General features: G+C 67.1%; 16 protein-coding genes. 9 read left to right on the plus strand and 7 right to left on the minus strand.

Annotation, left to right across the window (positions count from 1 at the left end; genetic code table 11):
- Nucleotides 1–80 precede the first annotated feature (80 nt).
- The 5 genes from ESB00_RS19295 to ESB00_RS19315 all read right to left on the minus strand — a co-directional run bounded on the left by ESB00_RS19295 (nt 81) and on the right by ESB00_RS19315 (nt 10611).
- Complete coding sequence (locus ESB00_RS19295; protein ID WP_129049863.1) at nt 81–3836, minus strand: TonB-dependent receptor plug domain-containing protein; 3756 nt, start codon at nt 3834–3836, stop codon at nt 81–83.
- Nucleotides 3837–4139: 303 nt separating this feature from the next.
- The gene (locus tag ESB00_RS19300) at nt 4140–4952 is read right to left on the minus strand and encodes a hypothetical protein (RefSeq protein ID WP_129049864.1); all 813 of its coding nucleotides are present in this window, start codon (nt 4950–4952) and stop codon (nt 4140–4142) included.
- A 131-nt stretch (nt 4953–5083) separates the two neighbouring features.
- Nucleotides 5084–6430 (minus strand): GH1 family beta-glucosidase, encoded by a 1347-nt coding sequence (locus ESB00_RS19305; protein ID WP_129049865.1) that lies wholly within the window; start codon nt 6428–6430, stop codon nt 5084–5086.
- A 111-nt stretch (nt 6431–6541) separates the two neighbouring features.
- Complete coding sequence (locus ESB00_RS19310; protein WP_129049866.1) at nt 6542–7297, minus strand: FKBP-type peptidyl-prolyl cis-trans isomerase; 756 nt, start codon at nt 7295–7297, stop codon at nt 6542–6544.
- Complete coding sequence (locus tag ESB00_RS19315; RefSeq protein ID WP_129049867.1) at nt 7294–10611, minus strand: VCBS repeat-containing protein; 3318 nt, start codon at nt 10609–10611, stop codon at nt 7294–7296. The genes ESB00_RS19310 and ESB00_RS19315 overlap by 4 nt, the downstream gene beginning before the upstream one ends.
- A 184-nt stretch (nt 10612–10795) precedes the next feature.
- Between ESB00_RS19315 and ESB00_RS19320 the strand changes: the two genes are divergently transcribed.
- From ESB00_RS19320 to ESB00_RS19345, 6 genes are all read left to right on the plus strand, one after another.
- Nucleotides 10796–12214 (plus strand): tetratricopeptide repeat protein, encoded by a 1419-nt coding sequence (locus ESB00_RS19320; protein ID WP_164976330.1) that lies wholly within the window; start codon nt 10796–10798, stop codon nt 12212–12214.
- A complete protein-coding gene (locus ESB00_RS19325) occupies nt 12211–13287 on the plus strand; it encodes a LacI family DNA-binding transcriptional regulator (RefSeq protein ID WP_129049869.1) in 1077 nt (358 codons plus the stop codon). The genes ESB00_RS19320 and ESB00_RS19325 overlap by 4 nt, the downstream gene beginning before the upstream one ends.
- Nucleotides 13238–14380, plus strand: coding sequence for a LacI family DNA-binding transcriptional regulator (locus ESB00_RS19330; protein ID WP_164976331.1), 1143 nt, complete (start codon nt 13238–13240; stop codon nt 14378–14380). The genes ESB00_RS19325 and ESB00_RS19330 overlap by 50 nt, the downstream gene beginning before the upstream one ends.
- Nucleotides 14381–14733: 353 nt before the next feature.
- On the plus strand, nt 14734–17166 hold the full coding sequence (locus tag ESB00_RS19335; RefSeq protein WP_164976332.1) for a TonB-dependent siderophore receptor: 2433 nt from the start codon (nt 14734–14736) through the stop codon (nt 17164–17166).
- Nucleotides 17167–17386: 220 nt separating this feature from the next.
- A complete protein-coding gene (locus tag ESB00_RS19340; protein ID WP_129049872.1) occupies nt 17387–19054 on the plus strand; it encodes a hypothetical protein in 1668 nt (555 codons plus the stop codon).
- Between the two features lie 6 nt (nt 19055–19060).
- Nucleotides 19061–19519 carry a DUF3291 domain-containing protein gene (locus tag ESB00_RS19345; protein WP_129049873.1) on the plus strand — a complete coding sequence of 153 codons (459 nt, stop codon included), beginning with the start codon at nt 19061–19063 and terminating at the stop codon, nt 19517–19519.
- A 3-nt stretch (nt 19520–19522) separates the two neighbouring features.
- Here the strand turns inward: ESB00_RS19345 and ESB00_RS19350 are convergent, their stop codons facing one another.
- Both ESB00_RS19350 and ESB00_RS19355 read right to left on the minus strand, forming a co-directional pair.
- A complete protein-coding gene (locus ESB00_RS19350; RefSeq protein WP_129049874.1) occupies nt 19523–20149 on the minus strand; it encodes a CAP domain-containing protein in 627 nt (208 codons plus the stop codon).
- A 121-nt stretch (nt 20150–20270) separates the two neighbouring features.
- Entirely contained in the window at nt 20271–21221 is a 951-nt protein-coding gene (locus tag ESB00_RS19355) for an MBL fold metallo-hydrolase (protein WP_129049875.1), read from the minus strand.
- Nucleotides 21222–21325: 104 nt separating this feature from the next.
- On the opposite strand from ESB00_RS19355, the gene ESB00_RS19360 reads away from it, so the two are divergent.
- From ESB00_RS19360 to ESB00_RS19370, 3 genes are all read left to right on the plus strand, one after another.
- Nucleotides 21326–21958: an RNA polymerase sigma factor gene (locus tag ESB00_RS19360; protein ID WP_129049876.1), complete on the plus strand. Its 633-nt coding sequence runs from the start codon at nt 21326–21328 to the stop codon at nt 21956–21958.
- An 86-nt stretch (nt 21959–22044) separates the two neighbouring features.
- Nucleotides 22045–22983 carry a zf-HC2 domain-containing protein gene (locus ESB00_RS19365; RefSeq protein WP_129049944.1) on the plus strand — a complete coding sequence of 313 codons (939 nt, stop codon included), beginning with the start codon at nt 22045–22047 and terminating at the stop codon, nt 22981–22983.
- Nucleotides 22980–24059, plus strand: coding sequence for a DUF4097 family beta strand repeat-containing protein (locus ESB00_RS19370; protein ID WP_129049877.1), 1080 nt, complete (start codon nt 22980–22982; stop codon nt 24057–24059). Before ESB00_RS19365 ends, ESB00_RS19370 begins: the two co-directional genes overlap by 4 nt.
- Nucleotides 24060–24190: the final 131 nt, after the last annotated feature.

A 24190-nucleotide genomic window follows, 5' to 3' on the forward strand; every position in this document is an offset into this window, starting at 1 on the left:
GGGAGAAACTGACGGAGAAAAGAAAGCCCCCGGCCGGTTTTGAGGCCGGGCCGGGGGCGATGATACCTCGTGTAACCTGATTAGAACGAGAACGAGTTCGTCACGAACCACTCCTGGGTGGGAGCGATGCGGACCGAGGCCCAGGTGCGGCCATCGGGCTGGACGGAGATCGGAATGAGGCCGTTGTTGTCGCCGACATTCCGGACGTTCACCTGGATGCGCCAGTTGATCTTGTCGCTGAGCTTGCGCTCATAGCCGACCCAGACGTCGAGGGCGTCTTCCGCGGGGCCGTAGTAGGGCTGGTTCAGGTCGAAGCTGGCGAGACCGGCGGCGCCCGGCACGAGCGGGTAGCCGATCACGACCTTGTCCTGCCAGCGGTAGCTGCCGCCGATGCTGAGGTTCTTGAGGCGGCCGCCCTGGAACGTGTAGTTGGCCACGGCGTTGTAGCGCCACTTGCGGAGTTCGGAAGCGGCGGTGTTTTCCTGCAGCTTGAGCAGGGTGTATTGGCCGCGCCAGGGATTCCAGGCCTGACGGAGTTCATTGCCGGCGGAGTAGTCGGAGTTGAACCGGACGAGATCGCCGGCGGGGCCGGCCATCAGCGTGTCCATGTAGGCGACCAGTTCGTCGAGCACCGGGCCACCCACATTGGTGCGGACGGCGGTCGTCTTGGAGGCATTGAGCGCGACGCGGAGGCCCTTGATCGGGTTGGCCGTGAGCTCGAACTCGTAACCCTTCGACTGCGTGTCGGCGGTCACCGCGAAACCCTGCATCAGCGGGGCCGTGCGGTAATCATACACGCTGGCCGGATTCGGGAGGATGGGGTTGGCCTCATACTGGCCGCGGGTCTGCAGAGCGGCCTGCGTCGTCGGGCCCGCGCCGTAGTTCCACGCCGTGAAGTAGCCCTTGCCGGCGAGCCAGATCTGCATGTCGTTGATCGCCTTGATGGCGGCGTCGCGCCGGGTGTTGGCCTCGGTGACGGTCTCGAGGCGGGAACCGGCGGGGCCGGTGGCGAGGGCGCCGGAGGCCACCGGGCGACCGGTCGTCGTGCTGACGTAGACCGGGTCCCAGAGATAACGCTGACCGGTGTAGGGATTGAGGTTGGTCTGGCCGGCCGTGGACCACGCATAGGCGGACATGTAATAGACCTTGATGTTGCGCCAGTTCAGCGCGTCGCGGATCGTGCCGTAGATGCCGCTGTTATCCAGCTGGGTGCTGGCACCTGACAGGGCGGTCTCATACTTCCTGGCGTTGAGGGAATACTTGCCGTCCTTGGTGGAGAGCAGGAGGCCATACTCCTTCGTCTGTCCGGTCGGGTTGCCGATCGAATTGCCGTAGATGTCGCGGCGCAGGTCGGTCACCTGGAAGTTGTTCGACTTGTTATACGACAGGCTGACGTTGATCGGGAGCGGGTCACGGTCGCCGAGCAGCTTGTTGATATGCACGACCACCCCACCGGCAGTCGAGTGGTCCTTGAAGACCTGCGACAGCGGGAAGGCGTCGGGCAGCTTGTAAACGCTCGGGTTCAGATTGAGCGCACCCCGAGCGGCCGCCCCGGCGGTGGGCTGAGCCGTGACGTTTTTGCTCTTCACCTCATCATAGCGCCAGCCGGCCGTGGCCACGATGGCGTCGTTCCAGAGGAAGCCCTGCCAGGAGCCGGCATAGGAGGTGGTCTGACGCAGGCTCTTGGCCGCGGCCGTGAGCAGGCTGAGATCCTCGCCGTTGTTGTAACGCAGCAGCTTGTTTTGGAAGTTGTTGTTCCAGCCGACGTAGTTGGCGGGATTGGAAACCTGCGTGAGCTGCGCGTAGGGCAGGCCGGTCGCCGTATTGATCACGGGATTGCCGTTGAAGAACGGCTGCAGGTTGGCCGGCACGTTCCACGGATCGCTGAAGTTGACGCCCGTCGGATTCCGCCAGGTGGAGTCAAACTGGTAGATGTTGCCATCCTGCAGCGTGACCGCCGACTGGATGCCGGGGATGTTGGCGCCGGACGCCGAGCTGGCGCTGGCGAGCGAGGGCCCGAGGTAGATCACCGCCACCGGGGGCAGGTTGGTGATGCCGTCGGGATTGCCCTGCAGCTTGTAGGCCGCGTAGGCCGCGGAGTTGGCATACATCTGCCACGAGCGGTTCTCGGTGTTGTATTTCTCGCTGCTGTAAACGCCGTTGAAGCGGTGCTTGCCGAGCAGCTTCGTCAGGAAGCTGTCGCGGTCGAGGAAGTCGCCGGCGCGGACTTCACCGAAAATCGAACCGCGCAGATACTTGCGGTCGCTCTCGTAGGAATTGCCGCGACCGGGGCCGCCGGCGATGTAGGGACGCCCGAAGTTCGAGTTGGCGACGTTGCCGTTGCTGGCGTTGGTCGGGCCGGTGACGTAATCCTGGAAGTTCTGCAGGATGTCGATGTTGAGGGTCGGGTTGCCGAGCAGGGCCTGACCGCCGCGGTTGTACTTCTGGCGGTCATAGGTCAGCTGCACGCCGAGACGGTCGTCGAAGGCGGTCTGGCTGAGGTCCACATTGTAGGCATCCCAGCCTTCCCACTCGTTCTTGGTCGGGCCGTCGATCAGCTGGTTGTAGAAATCGAAGACCGTGGGATCGGTCAGCGACATGTTGCGGTATTGACCGTATTGGAAATTGGTCAGGCGCGCATTGTTGGCGTAGGCGTTGAAACTGCCGATCTGGGAGAACACGTCGGCGTAGCGCTGTCCGATGATCGAGGTGGAGGCGCCCTGCGGCACACCGGCGGCGTTGAGCGCGCCCGTGTTCACATAACCGCCGTAGATGCGGTAGAGCTGGTTGCTCGTGCCGTCGATCAGCCAGAGCGGCTGCTGCTGGTTGACGAGACCGCCGAGCCAGGGGCTGAAGGTCGCGGCGGCGGAGCCGATGGTGTAACCGTTCGGGACGGCGAGCTTGCCCATGCCGCCCTGGAGATTGTTGGGGTCGAGATTGATCGGCCGGAACCACGGGGTGATGCTGTCCTGCGGCGGGATATTGCGCGGGCGGTTGGCTTTGATCTCACCGTTCTCATACTTGATCTTCAGGCTCGTGCGGAACGAGGGATCCTTGAAGAGCTGCGGGTCGAAGCGGAGGGCGCCATAGATGCGCTTGTCGTTCTGGTAGGCGGGATCCTGCTGGTATTTCTCCTGATTGTAGAGGGCGTCGAAACGGACCGCGAGGACGTTGTCGATCAGCACCTGGTTGAAATCGAGGCTGGTGCGCTGGCTGCCGTAGGAACCGAAGCGATACTCCAGGCCGCCACGGTTGCGGAACATGGCGCCGTTCAGCGAGGCGTTCACGATGCCCGCCGGACTGCCAAGACCAAAGAGGATGGAGTTGGGGCCGCGCTGAATGTCGATGCGGTCCACATTGTAGCCGTCCCACGGGATGTCGGTCGTGAAGAAGTCACGGGTGTTGTCCGCCGAGGCGAGACCGCGCACGCGCTGGGCGCCACCGGGCGCGCGCAGGCTGCCGGTTTCGTCCACGCTGGTGCCGTTGCCCAGGCCGGCATAGGTGCCGCGGGTGCCGGCCACCTCGGCGTTGGTCGTGTATTGGAGCAGGGTGCTGTTGTCGGTCGCACCGATGTCCTTCATGAATTCCTTGGTGATGACGCTGATCGCGGAGCCGACGTCCTTGAGGTCAGTGCGGATGCGGGTGCCGGCGAGGGTGGAGGTGGCCACATAACCGGTATCCTCCTCGGCAGTCACTTCGAAGGGTGAGAGCACGAGGACCTCCTCCTGCTCCGCAGGAGTGGCCGGGGTGGGTGCCGGAGCGGTCTGGGCAAGCAAGCCCTGCCCGGAGGCAGCGGCCGCGAACAAGGCGAACACGACTGTTCTTGGTGTCTTCATGGGGGTGATGCTGGGTGTGCGGCGACACACCAATGAGCGGCGCGAAATAGGGGTAGCGCCGGACGCTGGTGGCACCGGTCCCGTCAAGATGAGCCGGGGCACCTAACGGACAACGGCCCGGTCATTCAAACATCTGAACCAAGTCGGCTGCGGCTGGCCTCACCTCGGTCCCAGGAAAATCGCTATACATTGATAAGCAGAATGATAAAAAGGCGTCGCGCTCCTTGTCTCCCGCTTATCCCGTCTGTTCTAATGTGCGCGCACCAAGGCCGGCTTCGCCCGCGGGAGGGACGCATGTCCGGCTCAGTGCAGCGCGTTGAGAATCAGCACGGTGAGGAACGATCCCACCACAATGGAAAACACCTTCGAGGTCATGGTGATCGTCACCGCCTGTTGCAGCGACTGGTTGGTGCTGACCTTGCGCAGAACCAGCACCAGCACGATGGCCGCGAGGGCCTCGTCGGCGTAAAGCAGCGTGAACATTTCCAGCACCACGTAGCCGATGACGCCCACGATGGCGCGCACGGCGGTGTCGGCCGCGGCGGCGATCATCAGTCCGCTCCAGTCCACATCGGCACCCCAGTATTTGCAGGTGAGCTTGAGCGCCGCGAGCATCAGCGCCCATTTGATGAAAAGCTCCGTAAAGAAACCGGTGAGGTTGAACGACGGCTCCGGCCGGTGTTCGGCCGACTCACCGAGGGTTTCCAAATCGGTGATCGCCTTCTCCATCTCGGCGCGGGCCTTGGTGTCAGATTCGGCCAGGGCCTTTTCGAGCTTCGCCTCCGCCTCGGCCTGGGCCTTTTGTTCTTCGGGCGACAGTTTGGGCTCCGCCGGCTCGGCTTCCGTCGGTGCCACCTCTTCCGTCGGCGCGGCGGCCGGGGTCGGCGCCGTTTCCTGCGCCGCCAAATCCAGGCCCTTCACCACGACGACCTTGCCCTGTTCGATCTCGATGCGGACGTTGTTCGGGTAAATCAGGATCTCCCGGTCCCCGCGCCTCAACACCGACACCGGCTTGCCGAGTTCCTGCAGCAGTTCGGCCTTGCTCATGTCGTAGCGCACGGCCGCCCCGGCACTCGCCAGAAGCAGAAACAGGACAGTCAGCCAGCCTCTCACCATGGCGCGAGGATTCCCGACCGGACGCCTGCGGCAAGGGCAATTTCCCGTCGGACGGCTGAACCGGTGGGCAGCCCGCGTGCGGCGCTCCGCGGAGAAAAAGCGGGGCCAGCGCGCTGCTCCACTCCTTCGCGTCAGATCAGGGCATTGCGCCGGATGACCTCGGCATACCACCTGGCGCTGAGCTTCGGCGTTCGGCGTTGGGTTTCAAAATCGTTGTGCACGATTCCGAACCGCCGCTGGTAGCCGTCCTCCCACTCGTAGTTGTCGAGGAAGGACCAGAGAAAATAACCCTTCGCCGGCACGCCCTCGCGCATGGCGGCGCGGAGCTGGGCGAGGCAGTTGCGGACGTATTCGCGGCGATGCAGGTCGGGCACTTCGCCGCCAGCGGCGGGAGCCTCCTCGTTGTAGCCGGCGCCGTTCTCGGTGATGTAGAGCGGCAGCGGGCCGTAGAGGTCGGTGACGTGCTTCGGGCCCCAGTAGAGCACCTGCGGCAGCAGGTAGAGCCACGCGCAGTCGGACGCCGGGAAACGCGCCGGGAACGGCACTTTCTCGGGCCGGCCGCCCTTGCCCGCGCGGACGAAGAAGCCCGTGTAGATGTTGAGCCCGAGGAAATCCATTTTCTGGGAGATGAGCGGCAGGTCGCCTTTCTCCGTCTTCGCGCCGTCACGACCGGTGATGCGGCAGTAGGCCGCGCCGTAGCGACCGGTGAACAGCGGCTCGAGCACGCGCACGTTCTCCTCGACGAAGGCGCGCCGCGCTGCCGCGACGTTTTCCGCACGCAGGTCGAGCGGGAGTGTAACGATGACATTGTCGGTCAGGCCGGCGCGGGCGCCGCGGCCGCCGTGCTCCCGCACCGCGCGCATGCCGTGGCCGTGGGCCAGCAGCGCATGATGGTAGGTCTGGTTGACGATCCGCTCGGACTCGCGGTGGCCGGGCGCCTTGCTGCCGGTGCCGTAACCGAGCCGGGTGAAGCAGAAAATCTCGTTCAGGGTGATCCAGTTCTTCACCCGGTCGCCGTAGGCCTTCACGATCACGTCGGCGTAGCGCGCGAACGCCTCGGCCGTGCCGCGCACGCGCCAGCCGCCACGGTCCTCGAGGGCCTGCGGCAGGTCCCAGTGGAACATCGTCACCCACGGCGTGATGCCGTGCTTCGCCATCGAGTCGAACAGCCGGTGATAGAAATCGACGCCCTTTTGGTTCACGGCACCGTCTCCGTCCGGCAGGATGCGCGGCCAGGCGAGCGACAACCGGTAGTGGCGGATGCCGAGCTTCCGCATCAGCGCGAAATCCCCGTCGAAACGGTGGTAGTGGTCGCACGCAACGTCGAGTGTGTCGCCGTTGAGCACGGCGCCCGGCTGGCGGCTGAACGTGTCCCAGACGGACGGACTTTTGCCATCGGTGAAAGCGGCGCCCTCGATCTGGGGCGCGGCGGTGGCCACGCCCCACGTGAAGCCGGCAGGGAAGCGGAGAGGTGTCATGTAATGGTTACGCGGCAGGTCTCCGCGGGGTTGCAAGTGCGGAGAAAAACCTGCCCGCCTCCCCTATGCAGACAACGTGCCGTACACTCTATCGGTTGCGTAGTTTTTCGTTCAGCGCGCGGGGGCAATGTCGTGCAATTCTACGAAGAAAACCAGCGGTGTGTCCCGCGGGAGTTGCGGCGGCCAGTCGCGCGGTTTGAACGATAGGGCCGGAGGGACGTAGATGAGAGCCTTGCCGCCCACGCGGAGCAGTTGCACGCCCTCGCCAAGGCCGGGCAGCAGGTCCTTCACGGCCGCCTTCACGCGCGTGCCGGAGAGCGCCGGCAGGGTCTTGCCCTCGGGCAGACCGGCTGCGTAGCTGATGACCACGGTGTCGGCGGCCGTGGGCGGCTCGCCCGTGCCCTCTTCGGTGATGCGGTAGTGCAGACCGCTGGGCAGCTGCTTCACATTCTCCTTTTCCCGGAGGAAGCGGAAGTAGTCGCGCACCGGATCGGGCCGTTCGGCCTCGAGCATGGACTGGACCTTGGCGCTGATTGCGTCGCGCAGTTTAGCCGCGGGCTCATCAAGCGGCAGCCCGCGGCCCTCGAAGCTCGAGCGGAAACCATCCTGAAACGCGGCGAACTGCTCCGGCGTCCACTTGAGGTCGGAGATACGGTTGTTTTCCGCCATGAAAGATCCTAGCGCGGCGTAGGGCGCCAGCTCGCGCGACCACAAAACCGGGGATGGAGACGGGGCGGGTGGAGGCGGTGTCTTTGGTTCGCGGGTGTAGAAAATCCAGCCGAAGAGGGCCGTGTTCAACGACAGGGAAAACAACGCCAAGGGCGTGATGGTCGAAGCGGTGACAGGCGGAGCGGGCTTCTTTTTCATGGAGCGGTGGGGCGGCGAACACTGCGGCGGAAGATGAGCGCGCGTCCGTTGTTCTGGGTGACAAGAAATTCAATCCGGCCGTCGCCGTCGAGATCGCTCGCGACCAGCGCGCAGGCTTCGCCGGGCACCACGAAACCGCTCTCGGCCGCCGGCACGGGCGTGAAACCGCCGCGACCGTCGCCCCGCAGCAACCAACCAAGGCCGCCGTCGAAACGGCCGGTTTCGGGCGTAGGCGCGAACGAGTTGCCCGCGGCCAGCAGGTCGGCGTGACCGTCGCCGTCGAGGTCCCCGGCGTGCAACGCGGTCATCGGCGCGATCTGCGCGAGGCGCGGCAGCGGTGTGAATTTCCACGTGCCGTCGGGCTGTGAGAGAAACAGGCCGTTGCGCAGCTCGGTCGCGGCCAGCTTCGCCGCCGCGGCGAGCGCGTCGGCCGGAAACACGTCGGTCAGCGCCGCCTTGGCGTAGGCGACCGCCGTCGGGAACGGGCGCAACGCAGCGGGCAGGAGCTTCGCGAGCGTGTCACGGTCGCGCAGCGGGTAGAGTCTTCCCTCGCGCCACTCGGCCTCAATGAGCTGCGGCGCGGTGCCGCCCACGCTCACACCGGCATAAAGCAGAGCCGGCTCGGCGGCGGAGGCGCGGTAGCGGGTGTTGAGCCCGGTGTTGCCGGCGGCGAAATCGGGGCGGCCGTCGCCGTTGAAATCCGCCGCCGCGAGCGAGCGCCACCAGCCGGTGCCGGCGGCGGCGAAGCCAAGTTTCTCCGTCACGTCCTCAAAACCCCGGCCTTCGCGGTTGCGGAAGCACGCCACGCGGCCCCACTCGCAAGCCACGAGCAGGTCCAGCCAGCCGTCGGCATCGACGTCACTCCACAGCGCCGCGGTGACGAGACCGATGCGCTCCAACCCCGGAGCCACCTCCGCCGTCACGTCGGCATAGCGGCCGTCGCGCCACGCGAGCAACGCGCTGCGCGGCACTTGTGCGTAGGCTCCGGGCACGGAGCGACCGCCGATGAAAATGCCGACGCGCCCCTGGCGCTCGAAATCCGCCGCCGCCGCGGCTCCGGCGCTCACCGGCAGCGAGGGCAGCAAACCGGACGCCGCGGCGAACCGCCCGCGCCCGTTGTTGAAAAACAGGCGGGGCTCGTAGGCCGCGCTGTCCGCCGGCGCCGCCGTGCCGGTCTTCGTCAGCAGCAGGTCCATGTCGCCATCCTGGTCGGCGTCGAACGCGAGCATCGGTCCGTCCGGCAGCGTGGCGTCGGGGAAGAGGTTGGCTCCGTATGCCATGAACTGGCCGTCCCCGAGATTCGTGAGCAACTTGCCGGCCTGGCCACTGACCCCGCCGATCACCAGGTCGGGCTGCCGGTCCCCGTCGAGGTCCGCCGCGAGCACACTGGGGCCGGTGCGGTTGAGCCGCCACGGCAGCAGAGGCTCGCGACTCCATTCGTTGAAAGGTTTCTCACGGCTCTCAATGACCGGTTCCAAACGCGCTCCCGTCTCCGTGAAGAACGGCAACGGTGTGGTCTCCGGGCGCGTGGGCTCGGCCTCGGCGGGCTCGGTGATCGTGTAGCGCCGGTTGGCCTGCAAATGCTCGAAAACCTGCCGCACGCCGCCCGGCCACTCGACCGAGAGCCGTTTCACCTCGGCCTCGGCGCCGAGACCGAAGTGCAGTACCGGCTCGCTTGCGGAGAGATACCCGCGCGCCAGCACGAGCGTGCGCACCTGCCGGCCTGACGCGGTTTCAATGCGCACCGTCGCGCCGACGCCGAAACGGTTGGCGCGAGTGCCACGCAGCGCGACCGTGACGGCGTTGCCCGTGCTCGTGTCGTTGCGGCAGACCGTCGGCGCGCCGTCCATGTTCGCAAACACGAGGTCAAGGTCGCCGTCGCCGTCGAGATCGCCGGTGGCCGCACCGAACGAAACCCCGGGGTGATCCAGACCCCAGGCCCGGCCGCTTTCCTCGAAGCGCAGGTCGCCGAGGTTGCGGAAGACGAGGTTGGCCTCGGCCAGCACCGGCGTCGCCTGCATGATGCGCATGCGCTCGCCCATGCTCTCGCGTCCCATCATGCGCTGGATGATGTCGTGCCCGTGGAGCTCGCGCACCATGCCGTTGGTGAAGAACGCGTCGAGGCGGCCATCGTTGTCCAGATCCTCCAGCCGCACGGACCAGGTCCAGTCGGTCGCGTCGAGTCCCGCGAGAAACGCCGCTTCGAGCGCGCGACCGGCACCAGTGCCGAGCAGCAGGGCGTTGCGCATGAACTGCGGGGCGACCGCGGGATTTTTCTCATCCTCGGCGAGGCCGGCGCGGATCTTGGCCTGGCCGCGGTGGTCCTTCAGGCGCGAGGTGCAGGCCATGTCGGCGACCAGCAGGTCGAAGTGGCCGTCGCCGTCGAGGTCACCGAGGTCCGCGCCCATCGAGGAATGCGGCGTGTGCGGGACGGAACGGTCGAGGATGTCGGTGAACGTGCCGTCGCGGTTGTTGCGGTAGAGCTGGTCGGGGTCCTTGAAATCGTTGGCGACGTAGAGATCGGGCCAGCCGTCCTCGTCGAAATCCCACCAGGTCGCCGAGTGGCCCTGCGTGTCGCCGCGGAGGCCGGCGCGGTCGGTCACGTCCGTGAAGGTGCCGTCTCGATTGTTGCGATAGAGCCGGTCGCGCTGGCCGTTGGGCCGGCGCTCGCCGTCGAGCAGGTTCGTCTGCACATAAACATCCATCCAGCCATCGCGGTCATAGTCGTGGAACGCCGCCATGCCGCTCGCGTCGCTGAGCGCGAGCCCGCGCGCGGCGGCCTCCTCGCTGAAGGTGCCGTCGCCGCGGTTGATGAAGAGCAGATTCGGGGCGTTGAAGCGGCAGACGTAGAGATCGGGCCGGCCGTCGTTGTTCACGTCGGCAAAGGCCACGCCCTGCGACCAGACGCCGCCGGAGCCGGCGAGGCCGGCGCGATCAGTCATGTCCTCGAAGTGCAATCCGCCGAGATTGCGATAGAGCCGCGTGCCGCCGGTCTTGATCGTCAGGGCCACGTCGGGCCGACCGTCGCCGTCGTAGTCCGCGATGGCCACACCCGTGCCGATGGCGCCGAGCGAAAACTCACGGTAGCGGCGGCCCCACATCTCGGGGTCATCGTAGGCGTTGATGGCATTCAACCCGGTCTGCTCGGCGGGCAGGGTGGTGAAACGGGTCATCCCGGCTACCGCCGAGCGCGGTGCGAAGGGAGCCGATTCCAGCCCGGATGGGTTTTCCGCCCACGCCACCCCGGCCACGAGCAAGGCCGTGGCCAGATGGAGGATCGGCCGGATAAGGGGATTGGGGCAGAGGGAAGCCATGCGGGGGCGACGCGGGCAGACTGCTCTCTGATGACGCCGTTTTGCGTTGGCCAGCCGAAGGTTTGCGGACCAACACTAAACGTTAGAGTGACACCCCGCTTGCTGACTGCCGGCCAGCGAAGTGTGCTCCGCTACACGTTAGAGCAACCCCGCCGCCACCCCACCGGCCCCACCCTTGCCACGCTTGCGCTCACCGCTGCTCATTGCCTCCGCCTTGCTGCTAACCGCAGCCGGCGGACTGGTTTGGTCGCGCCAATCCGAATCCCGCCAATGGGCCCGTGCGCGGCCGGCGTTGCCCGCGACGGTAGGCGACAGCGCCCCGGGGCTCGATGCGCGTCTCGCCGCGTGTGCGGCCCGTTTTGCGTCTTGGCCCGCTGACCGGGTGGCACTCGCGGAGTTCGCCCAGCTCTGTCAGGCCAACGGACGGCTCGCCGAGGCCATGCAAGCCTACGAGGCCCTGCTGCTCGTCGACCCGGACGAAGCCCGCTGGCCACACCTGCTCGCGAGTTTGCTCACCGGCTACGGTCGCCACGCCGATGCGCTTCCCTTGCTCGAAAGGGCGGCCACTCTCGCACCCAACCAGCCGATTGTCTGGCTACGCCTCGGCGAGGTGCGCTTGAAAAGCAACCGGCCCGACGAAGCCGTCGCCGCCTTCACCACCGTGCTGAAGTTGAAACCCGGCGACCCGCATGCGCTCTTCGGCCTCGCCCGCTGCGACCTGCAGAGCGGACGCCTCACCGCCGCACGCAGCCGCCTGCAGGAAGCCGTCGCGGCCGACCCGGCCCTACCCGGCGCGCAATCCCTGCTCGCCACCGTTTGGGAGCGCCTCGGCAATCCGGCCGCCGCCGAGGCCGCGCGCCGGCGCGTGAGCGGCGACGGCCGCTACACCGAGGCGCCCGATCCGTGGGCGGTGGATCTCGCCGCCCACGGCCACGATCCCTACGCGCTCCTGGTCGCAGCCTCTGCGCTTTCCTCGGACGGACAGCCTCGCTCCGCGCTGCCGCTGCTCGCGCGCGCCCTCACCCTCGCCCCGCAGGACGCGCGGCTGCACCGCCAGTTGGGCAACACCCACGTTCGCCTCGGCGACCTGTCATTCGCCCGTGCCCCGCTCGAACGCGCCCTCACGCTGGCCCCCGGCGACGAAAAAATCCGCACCGATCTCCTGAACCTGCTCAGGGAATTGAAGGACAGCCCCGCCGCCGAGCAGGTGGTGCTCGATGGGCTCACCGCCTGCCCGGACAGCAACGCATTCCGCTTCGAGGCCGGCCTGATCGCCGCGCGGGCCGGGCGCAACGAGGAGGCCATCGCACGCTTCACCGAGGTGTGGACCCGCGAATCCGGCCTCACCGCCGCCCCCTGCGAGCTCGCCGCCACCTACTTCGCCGCCGGGCGCGAAGCCGAGGGTGCTGCCGTGTTGGAAAAACTCGCCGCGCAACATCCGGACGACGCCGGCGTGCTCACGCTCCTCGTTCGACGTGGCATCTCAACGCGCGACCCGCGCACCGGCGACTGGCTGCGCCGCGCCCAGACTGCCAGCCGACCGCCCCCGCTGCTCGCCGAGCTGCGCCAGGCCTACTTCGCCCGCTTCGGCGTGATGCCATGAACCTGCCCCCGGCCAATCCTTCCGCCCCGCCCGCCCGCCGGCCCACGCTCAAGGACGTGGCCCGCGAGACCGGCTACCACATCACCACGATCTCGCTCGCCCTGCGCGGCCACGCGAGCATCCCGACGGAAACACGCCAGCGCATCGAGGAGGTCGCGCAGCGCATGGGCTACCAGCGCAACCCGGTTTTTTACGCGCTCAGCCGTTTCCGCCAGGAAGGGCGCGTGCGTGCGCCCGCCCCGCGCATCGCCTACCTCGAGAACTACGGCGCCGGCTCCGGCAACTCGCGTCCGCCCTACCAACAGTCCATCTACGAGGGCGCCCGCCGCCAGGCCGAGTTGCTCGGCTACCAGCTCGAGGTGCTCGCCGTCGGCGAGGACGACCACGACGCACGCAGTCTCAGCCACCACCTGCGCGACAACCACATCACCGGCGTCGTGATCGGCAGCTTCCAGCCCGGTTTCGCCGAGATCGCGCTGAACTGGGCCGACTATGCCGTCTGCAAGATCCATTCCCGCCACACCGAGCCCAACGCCACGGTCGTCGCCAACGACCAGCTGCGCGAGGTGCGCATGGCGTTCCGCCGCCTCGCCGCGCTCGGCTACCGCCGCATCGGCCTCGCCGTGGGCCGCGCCGACGAGGACGCCAGCGGCCACCGCCACACCGCGGGTTACCTGATGGAGCAGGCGGCCGTGCCCGCCGACCGGCAGATCCCGCCGCTCATCTTCCCCTACAACACCGATGCCGGCATGCTCGGCGGCATGATCACCCGCTGGGTGCGCCGCCACCAGATCGATGCCGTCATATGCAACTGGACGAGCGTGCGCGAGATCATCGAGGCCGCCGGCCTGCATGTGCCGCAGGATGTCGCCTGCGCCTGTCTCTGCCTCTGCGACGCCGCGCCGGAGGGATTGGCCGGCGTCCGCCCGCACCTGCACCTCGTCGGCGAGCGCGCCGTGTCCATCGTGGTCACGCAGCTCAAGTCCGGTCAGCCCGGCCTGCCCGAAGTCCCTTCCTCCATCTATGTCCAAAGCACCTGGCAAGACGGCCCGTCGGCGCCGCCCCGCAACTGAGGCGGTCGTCGCCCCGGCCCCGGCCGCGAAGCAATACTACACCCTGGCCGACATCGCAGCCAAGGCGGAGGTGCACGTCACCACGGTCTCGCTCGCGTTGCGCGATCACCCGAGCATCCCGCCCGCCACCCGCGCGCGCATCCGCGCCGTCGCCCGCGAGTTCGGCTACCAGCGCGATCCGCTGCTCGACGCCCTGAATTTTCACCGCGCCCAGCGCAACCCGCAGGCCCGCCGCGCCAGCACGGCCTTTGTCGTGCATGCGGCCACCACGCGCCTCTTCAGCGGCAACCACTACCAGCCGCTCGTCTATGCCGGCGCCAAGGCCGCCGCCGAGGCCCACGGGCACTCGCTCGAGATCTTCGTCGTCGGCCACGGCCATCTCGCGCCGGCGCGCCTCAACACCATCCTCAACGCGCGGGGCATCACCGGCGTGCTGCTTTCCACGTTCGAGATCGACATCGGCCAGCTCGACCTCGACTGGAGCCAGTTCTGCGCCGTGAAGATCGAGTGCCTCCACCTCGCGCCCAACCTCGACGCCGTTTCCAACGACCAGATGCAGGTCGCCCGCCTCGCCATGCGCCGCCTGCGCACGCTGGGCTACCGCCGCATCGGCCTGGCCACCGCGCGCGAGGACCAGACGCGCCTCGGCGAATCCTTCGGCATGGGCGTGCTCGTCGAGCAGGCCTCCCTGCCAGAGAACGAGTGCGTGCCGCCGCTCATTTTCAGCCTCGCCGAGGTGCCCATGCTGCACCGCCTCATCCCCGAGTGGATGCGCGCGCATCAGGTGGACGTCATCATCTCCAATTGGAACGAGCTCTTCGACGTCTTCGCCACCGCGCAGATCAAGCTGCCCGACGATGTCGCCTTCGCCTCGCTCGACGTGCCGCCCAGCATGCCGCACATCGCCGGCGTCGTGCAGAACCACCGCCTCGTCGGTCAGCGCGCGATGGAGCAGCTCGCGATCATGACCGACGCCTACCAGCGCGGTGTGCCCGAGGCGCAGTCTGTCACCTACATCCCCGGTTACTGGCAGGACGGCGTCACCGCGCCGAAGAAGCCGCACTCGGCCCCGACCCCGCTCGAGGTGTTGTGAGGTTGGACTGACTCTGGGGTGGAGCCCGCGCTCCGCGCGGGCTGGATCGGAACAATTGCGTGACCGCGCTTGAGCGCTCGGGCGAAAGCGTGGCCACAAAGAGACGCCGTGTGCGACAAGCCCGCCGTCGCCCCGCTCCCCTTGAAGTAATGCGGCTGCGTTTGCGCGCTTTACTCTACCGATTGAGCGCCGGGCTCTACCGTTTGAGGGCCCGGCGCTTTTGCGGGCATCCCCGCCAGCTGTGGGAATGCGCGCGCCCGCGAAAACCCAGCGCGGACGCAGCCCCTTCACCCCGAAGATCCTTTTGCCCCCCCATGGGCGCCCCCCGGCGTCCGGCAAAAACCCAAAACCATATGAACCCAGCACTGCAGAACTGTCAGTTCACCGGCCGCCGCCTTCGGCTGGCCGGTCCGGTCTTGTGCGCCGCCTTGCTCGCCTCCGCGGGCCAGGGCTTCGCCCAGACCGCTCCCGCGGCTCCCGCCAGCGAGGAGACGGAGGTCGTGAAACTCCCGACCTTCTCGGTCTCGACGGAGCGCGACTACGGCTATCGCGCCTCCAATTCGATCGCCGGCTCGCGCACCAACACGCCCATCAAGGACCTACCCGTGAACATCCAGGTGTTCACGAAAGACCTTATGGACGACCTTGGCCTCATGACCCAGGTGGATCTCGAGGCCTACAACGGCTCGCTCGTGAACGGCGGTTCCGACCGCAATTCCAACAACTCCATCCAGCAGGCCTACAACGCGTTTCTTTTTCGCGGCTTCCAGCAAAACTGGGGCCTGCGCGACGGTCTCCGCGAATATGATCCGGTGGACCTGCAGGGCATCGCCCGCGTCGAGGTCGTCAAGGGCCCCGTCGCCGCGCTCTACGGTCTCACCTACCCCGGTGGCGTGATGCAGAACATCACCAAGTCAGTCGAAATGGGTAAGACCTTCGGCCGCGCCAACGTCAGCATCGACAGCGAAGGCGAATATCGCGCCGCGCTCGACGCCAACTACAGCGGCAAGCTCAACGAAGGCGAGTTCGGCGCCCGCTTCAACGGCGCCTACACCCAATCCAAGGACCAGCGCGCCCACTCCGAGGGCAAGGTCGAATACAGCCAGCTCAACCTCGCCTGGAAGCCGCTCGCGAGCACCACCATCGAGTTCCTCATGGAGCACGGCTACCGCGAGAAACCCAACGGCCTCGGCTTCTTCAGCCGCGGCGAGACCGGCGCCGCCGGCAACTTCGCCGACATCCCGCTCCAGATCTTCCACCCCGACATTCCCTGGGAGTGGAACTGGTCCGACGGCGCCAACATGCGCTCGCTCGAGACCAACCTCTACCGCGGCAAGATCACCCACACCATCGGTGACCTCGACCTGCAGGCCCACTGGCAGTATTCCGACCGCCAGCAGATCGACGGCAACGGCTGGGACGCCTCCGGCAACAGCCAGAGCGGCGACGGCTGGGAAGCCGGCGGCGGCTGGACCACCTATGCCGGCCAGGAAGTGATCGAGATGGGTTACTCCTACCGCGACTGGTCCAACCAGATGCACACCTACGGTTTCACCGGCGTCTACAAGCTGGATGTCGCCGAGACGAAGCACACCTTCGCGTTCGGCGCCAACGCCTGGGCCGAGAAGTTTGTCTCACGCTCTTCAACCCAGGCCGGCGCGGCCAACCCGATCCGTCTGCGCTTCCCCGTCAAGTCCGGCATCCCGATCAACACGAGCTACGCCCCGCCGCCAGACTTTCACCCTGTCACCGACGGCAACGGCTACACCCACGAGAACAACTCGAACGACTACTACTTCGCGAACTGGCAGATGTCGGCTTTCAACAATCGCCTGAACACGAATGTCAGTGTCAACCGCACCAACGTGAAGCTCATGCAGTGGGCCAACGGCCAGGCCACCACCCCCGGCGTGACCAAGCAGTCGAAGACTTCGCCCATGGTCGGTGCGGTCTACAAGGTTACCGACGCCGTCTCGGTGTTCGGCCTCTACTCGACGTCGCTGTTCCCCGACTCGGGCAAGGACAGCCGCGGCGGCCAGTTCACCCCGCAGGTCGGCAAGGGCCTGGAGTTCGGCGCGAAGTTCGAGACCGCCGACGGCAAGCTCAGCGGCACGGTCACCTACTTCAGCATCCTGCGTGAAGGCGGTTCGCAGAACGACCCCAACAAGAATAACGTCAACACCGACGAATACGACCGCCTCACCGCGCTCGGCACCCCCGCCGCGCTCGCCCAGCGCGACGCGCAGTGGAGCAGCCGCCCCCTCGGCGACCTGATCCAGGGCGGCGAACAGGAAGGCAAGGGCTTCGAGGTGGACGTCGTTTACCAGCCCACCAAGAACTGGCAGGTGGTCGGCAGCTTCGCCAACGTGGACCACGAGTTCACGAAGTCGGCCGTCGCCGCCACCATCGGCCAGACCTACCCGCAGGCCATCAAGACCCGCTACTCGCTGCTCACCCGCTACACCTTCACGGAAGGCGAGGCGAAGGGCGCGTTCGTAGGCCTCGGCCTCAGCGGCGGCTCCAAGGCCCTGATGGACTACGTGAACTTCGGCGGCAAGGACGTCGCGCGCTTCGAGCCCGCCCGTCTCAACGCGGACCTGTTCGCCGGCTACAAGTTCAAGTTCCTCGGCCGCGACTCGTGGGTCCAGCTGAACGTCAAGAACCTGACCGAAGAGGACAACTACTTCGGTTGGAAGGCCACCGGCTCCGCCACGAAGCTCGCCACCGAGCGCTACGAGGTGCCGCTGCCGCGCGTCTATCGCCTGACCTTCGGCATCGATCTCTGATCCTTGGTTAGATTCAGGTAGGTATCTGGAGGGCGGGTGGTTCCCGCCCTCCTTTTTTATGCCCGGATCAATGTCCTTATCCTCAACAAGCGTGTCATTCTGAGCGCAGCGAAGAATCCAGTGAACGGCCTCCGAACCTGCCCTGCGGCCGATTTCCGTTCCCCGTCCCCGCCTTTCCTTCCTCCTTCCTAATTCCTCATTCTTCCTTCCTCCTTCCCCCGTGTCCCTCACCCCCGTCCGCCGCCGCCTGCTGCTCGCGCTCTTCATGATCGCGCTGACGGCGCTGCTGCTCGTCGGGGCGGAACTCACGCTGCGCCTCGCCGGTTTCGGCCACGATCCGCATTTTTTCCGCAAAGCCAAAACCACCGACGGCGAACTCGTCTGGCGCGAGAACCGCGACTTCACTGCCCCATTCTTCGGCGAGACGCTCGTGCGCCGGCCGCAGCCCGTGCGGCTGCCGCTGAAGAAAGCCCCCGGCACCTACCGCATTTTCATCCTCGGCAGCTCCGCCGCGATGGGCGACCCCGAGCCCGCCTTCTCGCTCGCCCGCGTGCTCGAAGTGCAGTTGCGCGCCGCCTACCCGTCGGTCCGCTTCGAGGTCGTCAACGCCGCCGTCACGGCGATCAACTCTCACCTCGTGCGCGGCATCGCCGCCGACTGCGCGCAACTCGAGCCCGACCTCTTCATCGTCTACGAGGGCCACAACGAGGTGATCGGTCCCTTCGGTCCCACCGGCGTCTTCACACCGTTTCTGAAAAGCGAAGCCGCCGTGCGCACTCTCGTCTGGCTCAAGGGAACGCGCTTCGCCCAGCTCGCCGCCCGCCTCGGTCGCAGCAAAAGCGCGCCCGACAACTGGGGTGGCATGCAGATGTTCCTCCAACAGCAGATCCGCGCCGACGACCCGCGCCTGGACACCGTGCGCGCGCATTTTCGCGCCAATCTTACCGCCATCGCCGCCTCCGCGCAGCGCGCCGGCGCCACCACGCTGCTCTGCACCACCGTCGCCAACCAGCGCGATTTCGCCCCGTTCCTCCCCGCGAACGGCGAAGCCGAGCAGGCCTACCAGCAAGCCCGCCTCATCCTCGACGCCGGCCGCGACCACGAAGCGCGCGCCCTCTTTCAGCGTGCCGTCGACCTCGACACCCTTCGCTTCCGCGCCGACTCCGCGCTCAACCAGGTCATCTGCGACCTTCCGGACAAAGTTCGTATTACGAACTTTGGCGGGCTCGCGATCATGGACCTTGCCTCGACCCTCGCGGCGAACAGCTCGCACGGCGTGCCGGGCAACGAGTTCCTGTATGAGCACGTCCACCTCACGCTGCGGGGCACGCATGAGGCAGTGCTCGCGCTCCTGCCGACCGTCGCCGCCGACCTCAAGGCGCGCAATCTCGCATCCGCTCCGGTGGCTGGACCGCTCGCGCTTGATGAAGTAGGTCTCCGCCTAGGTTACAACACGCACGAACAAGCGATGATCACGCTGGAGCTCGTGAACCGCTTCTCGAAGCCGCCCTTCACCGGCCAGAGCGACCATTCCGCCCGCCTCGCCGCGTGGCAGCGCCGGGCCGATGCCGCGCAGACGCTCCTCGCCCGCCCCGACGCCACCGACGCACTGCGTGAACTCGGCCGCCGCGCCGTGGCGGCCTCGCCCGACGACTGGCTGCTCGCCCGCAACACCGGCGCCATGCTGGTCGCGCGCCAACAGCCCGCCGAGGCCCTGCCCCTGCTCCAGCGCGCCGCCGCCTGGATCGACGACGACGTGGACACCCTCGTAGCCTTAGGATGGGCCCACCACGCCCTCGGCCACACCGCCGAAGCCAGCGCCGCCTTCGCCAAAGCCCGCGCGCTCGAACCCCGCTATCCCAACCTGCCGAAAGCCGAAGCTGAATAGCGACCCATGCCCCACCACCTTGCCCAGATCAACATTGCCCTCGCCCGGGCGCCGCTCGTCAGCGAGATCATGCGCGACTTCACGAACGCGCTCGCCGAGATCAACGCACTGGCCGAAGCCAGTCCGGGATTCGTGTGGCGGTTTCAGGAGGAGAACGGTAACGCGACCGTCGTCCGCACGTTCCCCGATCCGCGGATCATCGTGAACATGTCACTCTGGCAAGATGTGTCTTCACTGAAGAACTACGCCTTCCGCTCGATGCACGGGCGCTTCTTCGCCCGCCGCGCGGAGTGGTTCGAACCGATGACGACGCCCCACCTCGCCTTGTGGTGGATCCCCGCCGGCACGTTGCCCACGCTCGACGACGCCAAGGCCCGCCTGCAACTGCTCCACGAAACCGGCGAGACCGCCGCGGCCTTCACCTTTCGCGCTCCCTTCCCAGCACCTGATAGCCCGGCGACCTGAACCTCAACGCGGCGTGCAGAAAACCTGCACGGCATAGACCTGCTCGTGCCGGGCGACGGGGCTGCGCATGGGGCGGGCGGCACAGCCAAGGGCGGTGAACTCCGGGTTCACGAGGTTGGCGCGGTGGCCGGGCGAGTTCATCCACGCGTGGACCACGTTGTCGGCGAAGGCCGCGTAGCTTTGCAGCGTCACCGGCTGCTTGGTGTCCACGCGGTAGAACTCGTTGCGCCCGCCGCGCTGGCGCACGCCGACTTCGGTGACACCCGGCGGCAGGTCGAGCAGGCTCTGCTGCGCGATGTTCTCCGCCACCGCCCGGTAATCCACGCCGGCGGCGCGCACCCGGTCGGCCGGCGTGGCGGTGAGCGGGAGCGGGTTTTCGTGCGTGAGCTGACCCTGCAGAATGCCGATGGACGCCTTCTGCGCCGCCGCCCGATCAAGCGCGGGCAGATGCGCGAAGGGCGTCAGCCCGAGCTGCACGCGCACGCGGTTGGTCGCGTGGAAGATTGCCGCCGCCATCAGATCCTCGTTGAAATCCGCGAAAGCCACCCGCGCCTGCACCGCGGGGAGCGCGGCGAAGTCGGCCGGTTTCATGGCCTGCCAGTCGGCGGCGGAGGCGTGACCGGCCAACATGAACAGGATAGACAGAATGCGTCCGACCAAGGATTTCACGGCTGCACGGGCGCCACGGGTGGGTTCCGCAGCCCAGGTTTTCCTTTCGTGTCTTGGGTGTATTTCGTGGTGATAAACGCTCTCACCCCGCCGCCATGATCTCGTCGTAGGCCACGCCGAGGTTGCCGGGCAGGCGGTTGCCGCGACCGGGCGGCTGGTGGAAATCCGGGAAGCCGGGCAGGTTCTCCAGCTTCTGGATCTCCTCCTTGGACTTGCCGGCCTTGATCTCGCTCTCGACGTGCGCGAGGAGCCCGGAGAGATAGTCGCGGAACACGAGCAGATCGGCCGGCGTGCCCGTGACGCCGAACTTCGGATTACCGTGGCCGAAAATGTAGGTCGCGTCGGGCGGATAGTCCTTGGCCACTTTTTCGAGCAGCTTGACCCAGCCGCGGATGCTCGCGCCACCGGGCCGGTCGATCACGGGATAGAGACGGTTGAACATCAGGTCGCCCAGGTGGACGACGTTGGCCTGTTCAAAGAGCACCACGATGTCGCCGCGCGTGTGCGCCGGACCGAAATACTTCGCGCTGACCGCCTCGTCGCCGAAGCCCTGACGGTAGCCGTCGGTGAAGCCCAGCGTGGGCAGCAGCGCGGGGTCGAGGGTGCGCTTGTCGGCCTCGGCGCGGGCGCGCATGAGTTCGGGGACGTTGGCGTGCGCGATGACCTGCTTCGCGGCCGGACGGAGCACGGCGTTGCCACCGGTGTGGTCGCCGTGGTGGTGCGTGTTGATCACGGCGTCGATCATGCGCCCGTCACGACCCGGCAGGTCGCGCAGGAGCACGCTGGCGGTCTGGGGGAACTGCGTGTCCACGACGGCCAGCGCGTCGCGATTCGACAGCCAACCGACCGTCCCACCCTGGCCGGTGAACAGGCCGACGTTGCGGCGCAGGAGCTTGAACTCCGTCACCGGCGGCGGCGGCGCGACGGGCACGGAGGGGGCGGCGGGCGGGGTCTGGGCTGACAGGCGGCCGCGGCCCAGCAGGGCGAGGGAGGCGGCTGCGCCGGAACTGATTAGGAAAGCGCGGCGGTTCATGCGCCGTAGGCTAGCCAGCCCGACCGTGGTCGCCAGTGATTTTTCCTGTAACCGGGGGCGGCGGGCCCGGTTATCCCCCTCGCACACCGCCATGATTCCGTTCCATGTCCCTCGCCACCGTCACGCAATTCCGAGTTCCCTCCGACGCCGCACCGGCTAGCCTGCCCGACGCCGTGGACGCCGCCAACGACCATGAACTCATGATTGCCGTGCGCGCCGGGGAGGTCCGGAAGCTCGGCGACCTCTTTGAGCGCCATCACCGCCCGCTCTACGGGTTTTTCGTGCGCCTGACCAACCAGCCCTCGGTCAGCGAGGACCTCGTGCAGATCGTGTTCTACCGCATCCTCAAATACCGGCACACCTACCGCGACGAGGGCAAGTTCTCCGCCTGGATCTACCACCTCGCGCGGAAGGTCGCCGCCGACCACTTCCGCAAGCACGCCCGCACCCCCACCCCGGCCGACCCGGCCGATTTCCACGACGAGCCCGACCACGCCGCCGCGCCCGACTCCCAAGCCGGCACTTCGGACGACCTCGCGCTCATGCGCCGCGCGCTCGCCCGCCTTCCCGAGGACCACCGCGAGGTCCTCGTGCTCTCCCGCCTCCAGCACCTCAACCACCAGGAAATCGCCAAGCTGCTCGACTGCTCCGTCGGCGCCGTGAAGGTCCGCGCCCACCGCGCCCTCAAGGAACTCCGCGAGGTCTATTTCAAGATCCGCAAGGAACAGGCCGCCTGACGACGGAGCAACAAGTGCCAAGGTCCAAGTAACAAGACCCAGCCCCCGGAGCCCACACCCTAAATCCCAGACCCCATTTCCCTCCCATGAACTGCCAACGCGTCCAGGACAACTTCATCGACTACCAAGACGGCACCCTGCCGCCCGATGAGTCCGCCACGCTCCGCGCCCACCTCGCTTCGTGTCCGACCTGCCAGCGCGAGTGGTCCGCTCTCCAGGAAATGACCCGCAAGCTGGATGCCCTGCCTGCCGTCGAGGAGCCCAGCCCGCGCCTACGCGAGCAATTCTACGCCATGCTCGAGACGCACCAGCAGGAAGCCGACAGCGTCAGCCCCTTCGCCCTCGCCCGGAGCCGCCTCGACCGTTTTTTCGCCGCGCTTCTGCCCTCCACGCCTCCGCTGCAGTTCGCCGGCGCGGTCGCGGTGCTGGCCCTCGGCCTGTTCGCCGGCGCCCGTTTCCTCCAGACGCCGGTTCCGACTCCCGTTCCGACCGCAACCACCGCCGCCTCGAAGGCCGACGCCGAGCGCCTCGCCAAACTCGAGCAGGAACTCGCCGACCAGAAGACCCTGATGAACGACATGGGCAGCCTCGTCGCCGCCTCGCTCCTCCAGCAGAAGTCCACCAGCGAGCGCCTGCAGACCGTGCTCGCCACCATGGACCTCAAGAGCCCCGACCGCCGCGTGCTCACCGACCTCGTCGGCGCCCTCGCCCTCGATCCCTCGGTCAATGTCCGCCTCTCCGCCGTCGAAGCCCTCGCCCAACACGCCGACGAGGAGGTCGTCCGCCAGGGCCTGCTCGCCAGCCTCCCGCGCGAATCCTCGCCGCTGGTCCAGGTCGCGATGATCGAGCTTCTCACTTCCGTCCGCGAAACCGCCGCCGCCCCGCTCTTCGAACAGCTCAGCCGCGACGAGGCCGCCGACAAGACCGTCCGCGACTCCGCCCGCCGCGGCCTGGCCGTCCTCCGCACCCCTTCACCCACTGACACTCTCAATAACAACAACCCGTCCAATCCCAACGTCTCATGAATTCCCGATTCTATCTCCGTCTCGCCGGCTTGCTGGCCGCGACGGCACTCCTCCTGAGCCCCGGCCTCCGCGCCGCGGATGAGGAAACCGAAACCGACGGCGCCACCGCGCGCGTCAAGTTCTCCGACCCAGGAATCCCTGGTACCCTCAAGCTCAGCATCCCGTGGGCCGAGCTCCACATCATCGGCACCGATGGCAACGAGGTCATCGTCACCTCCTCGCTCGACCAGAAGGGCCGCGCCGAGGTGGATGACGAGGGCTTCCGCCGCCTCGACGAGGACGTGACCTTCGAACTCGCCGAGAAAGACAACGTCGCCGTCGTCACCGTGGCCGGCGACAACGCCTGGGCCTCGCACGGCGCCGAGTTCATGATCAAGGTCCCGCGCAACACCAACCTCGTGCTCCGCACCTCCCTCGGTGGCGAGATCCTGGTGGACGGCGTGGAGGGCGACCTCGACATCAACAGCATGAACGGCGAGGTCACGCTCCGCGACATCGCCAGCTCCGCGGTCGTCAACACCCTCAACGGCGAGATCAGCGCCACCTTCAAGTCCGCCCCGGTCAAACCGGTCTCCCTCTCCACCCTGAACGGTGAGATCGACGTGCGCCTCCCCGGCGACACCAAGGCCAATCTCCGCATGCGCACCCACAACGGGTCCATCCGCACCAACTTCCCCGACAAGGTCCTCCAGACCAAGACGGAAAAGGTCACCGGCTCCAGCGCCCCGGTCGCGGTGTCCTCTGACGATGTGCACCGCGAGTTGTCCCGCGAACAGGCACGCATCAACAAGGAAGTCGCCCGAGCCCGGCGCGACGCCGCCAAGGCCACCGCCGACGCGGTCAAGGCCGCGACTGAAGCCACCAAGGAAGCCATCGAGGCCGCGGTCGAGGCGTCCGTTAACGTCAACGTGAACCTGGACGGGGTCGTCCCCGTGGCCCCGGCCGCTCCGGTCCCACCCATCCCCCCCCTGCCCAACTTCGGCGGCAAATCCATCGTCGGCACCCTCAATGGCGGCGGCGTGGACATCAAACTGACCTCGATGAACGGGACCATCACCCTTCGTCAGGTTAAGTAAGGCGGCGTCCAGCCCCTTTGGATCAGAAACCGGTTCCTCCACGGGACCGGTTTTTCTGTTTCTGCCGCCAATTCATCCAGGCAAACCCGAGCCCGGCCCCAGAAATTTGCCCGCCGGCAGCCATCCAGACT

This window comes from Oleiharenicola lentus (genome assembly GCF_004118375.1).
In the GTDB taxonomy this organism is placed as follows: Bacteria; Verrucomicrobiota; Verrucomicrobiia; order Opitutales; family Opitutaceae; genus Lacunisphaera; species Lacunisphaera lenta.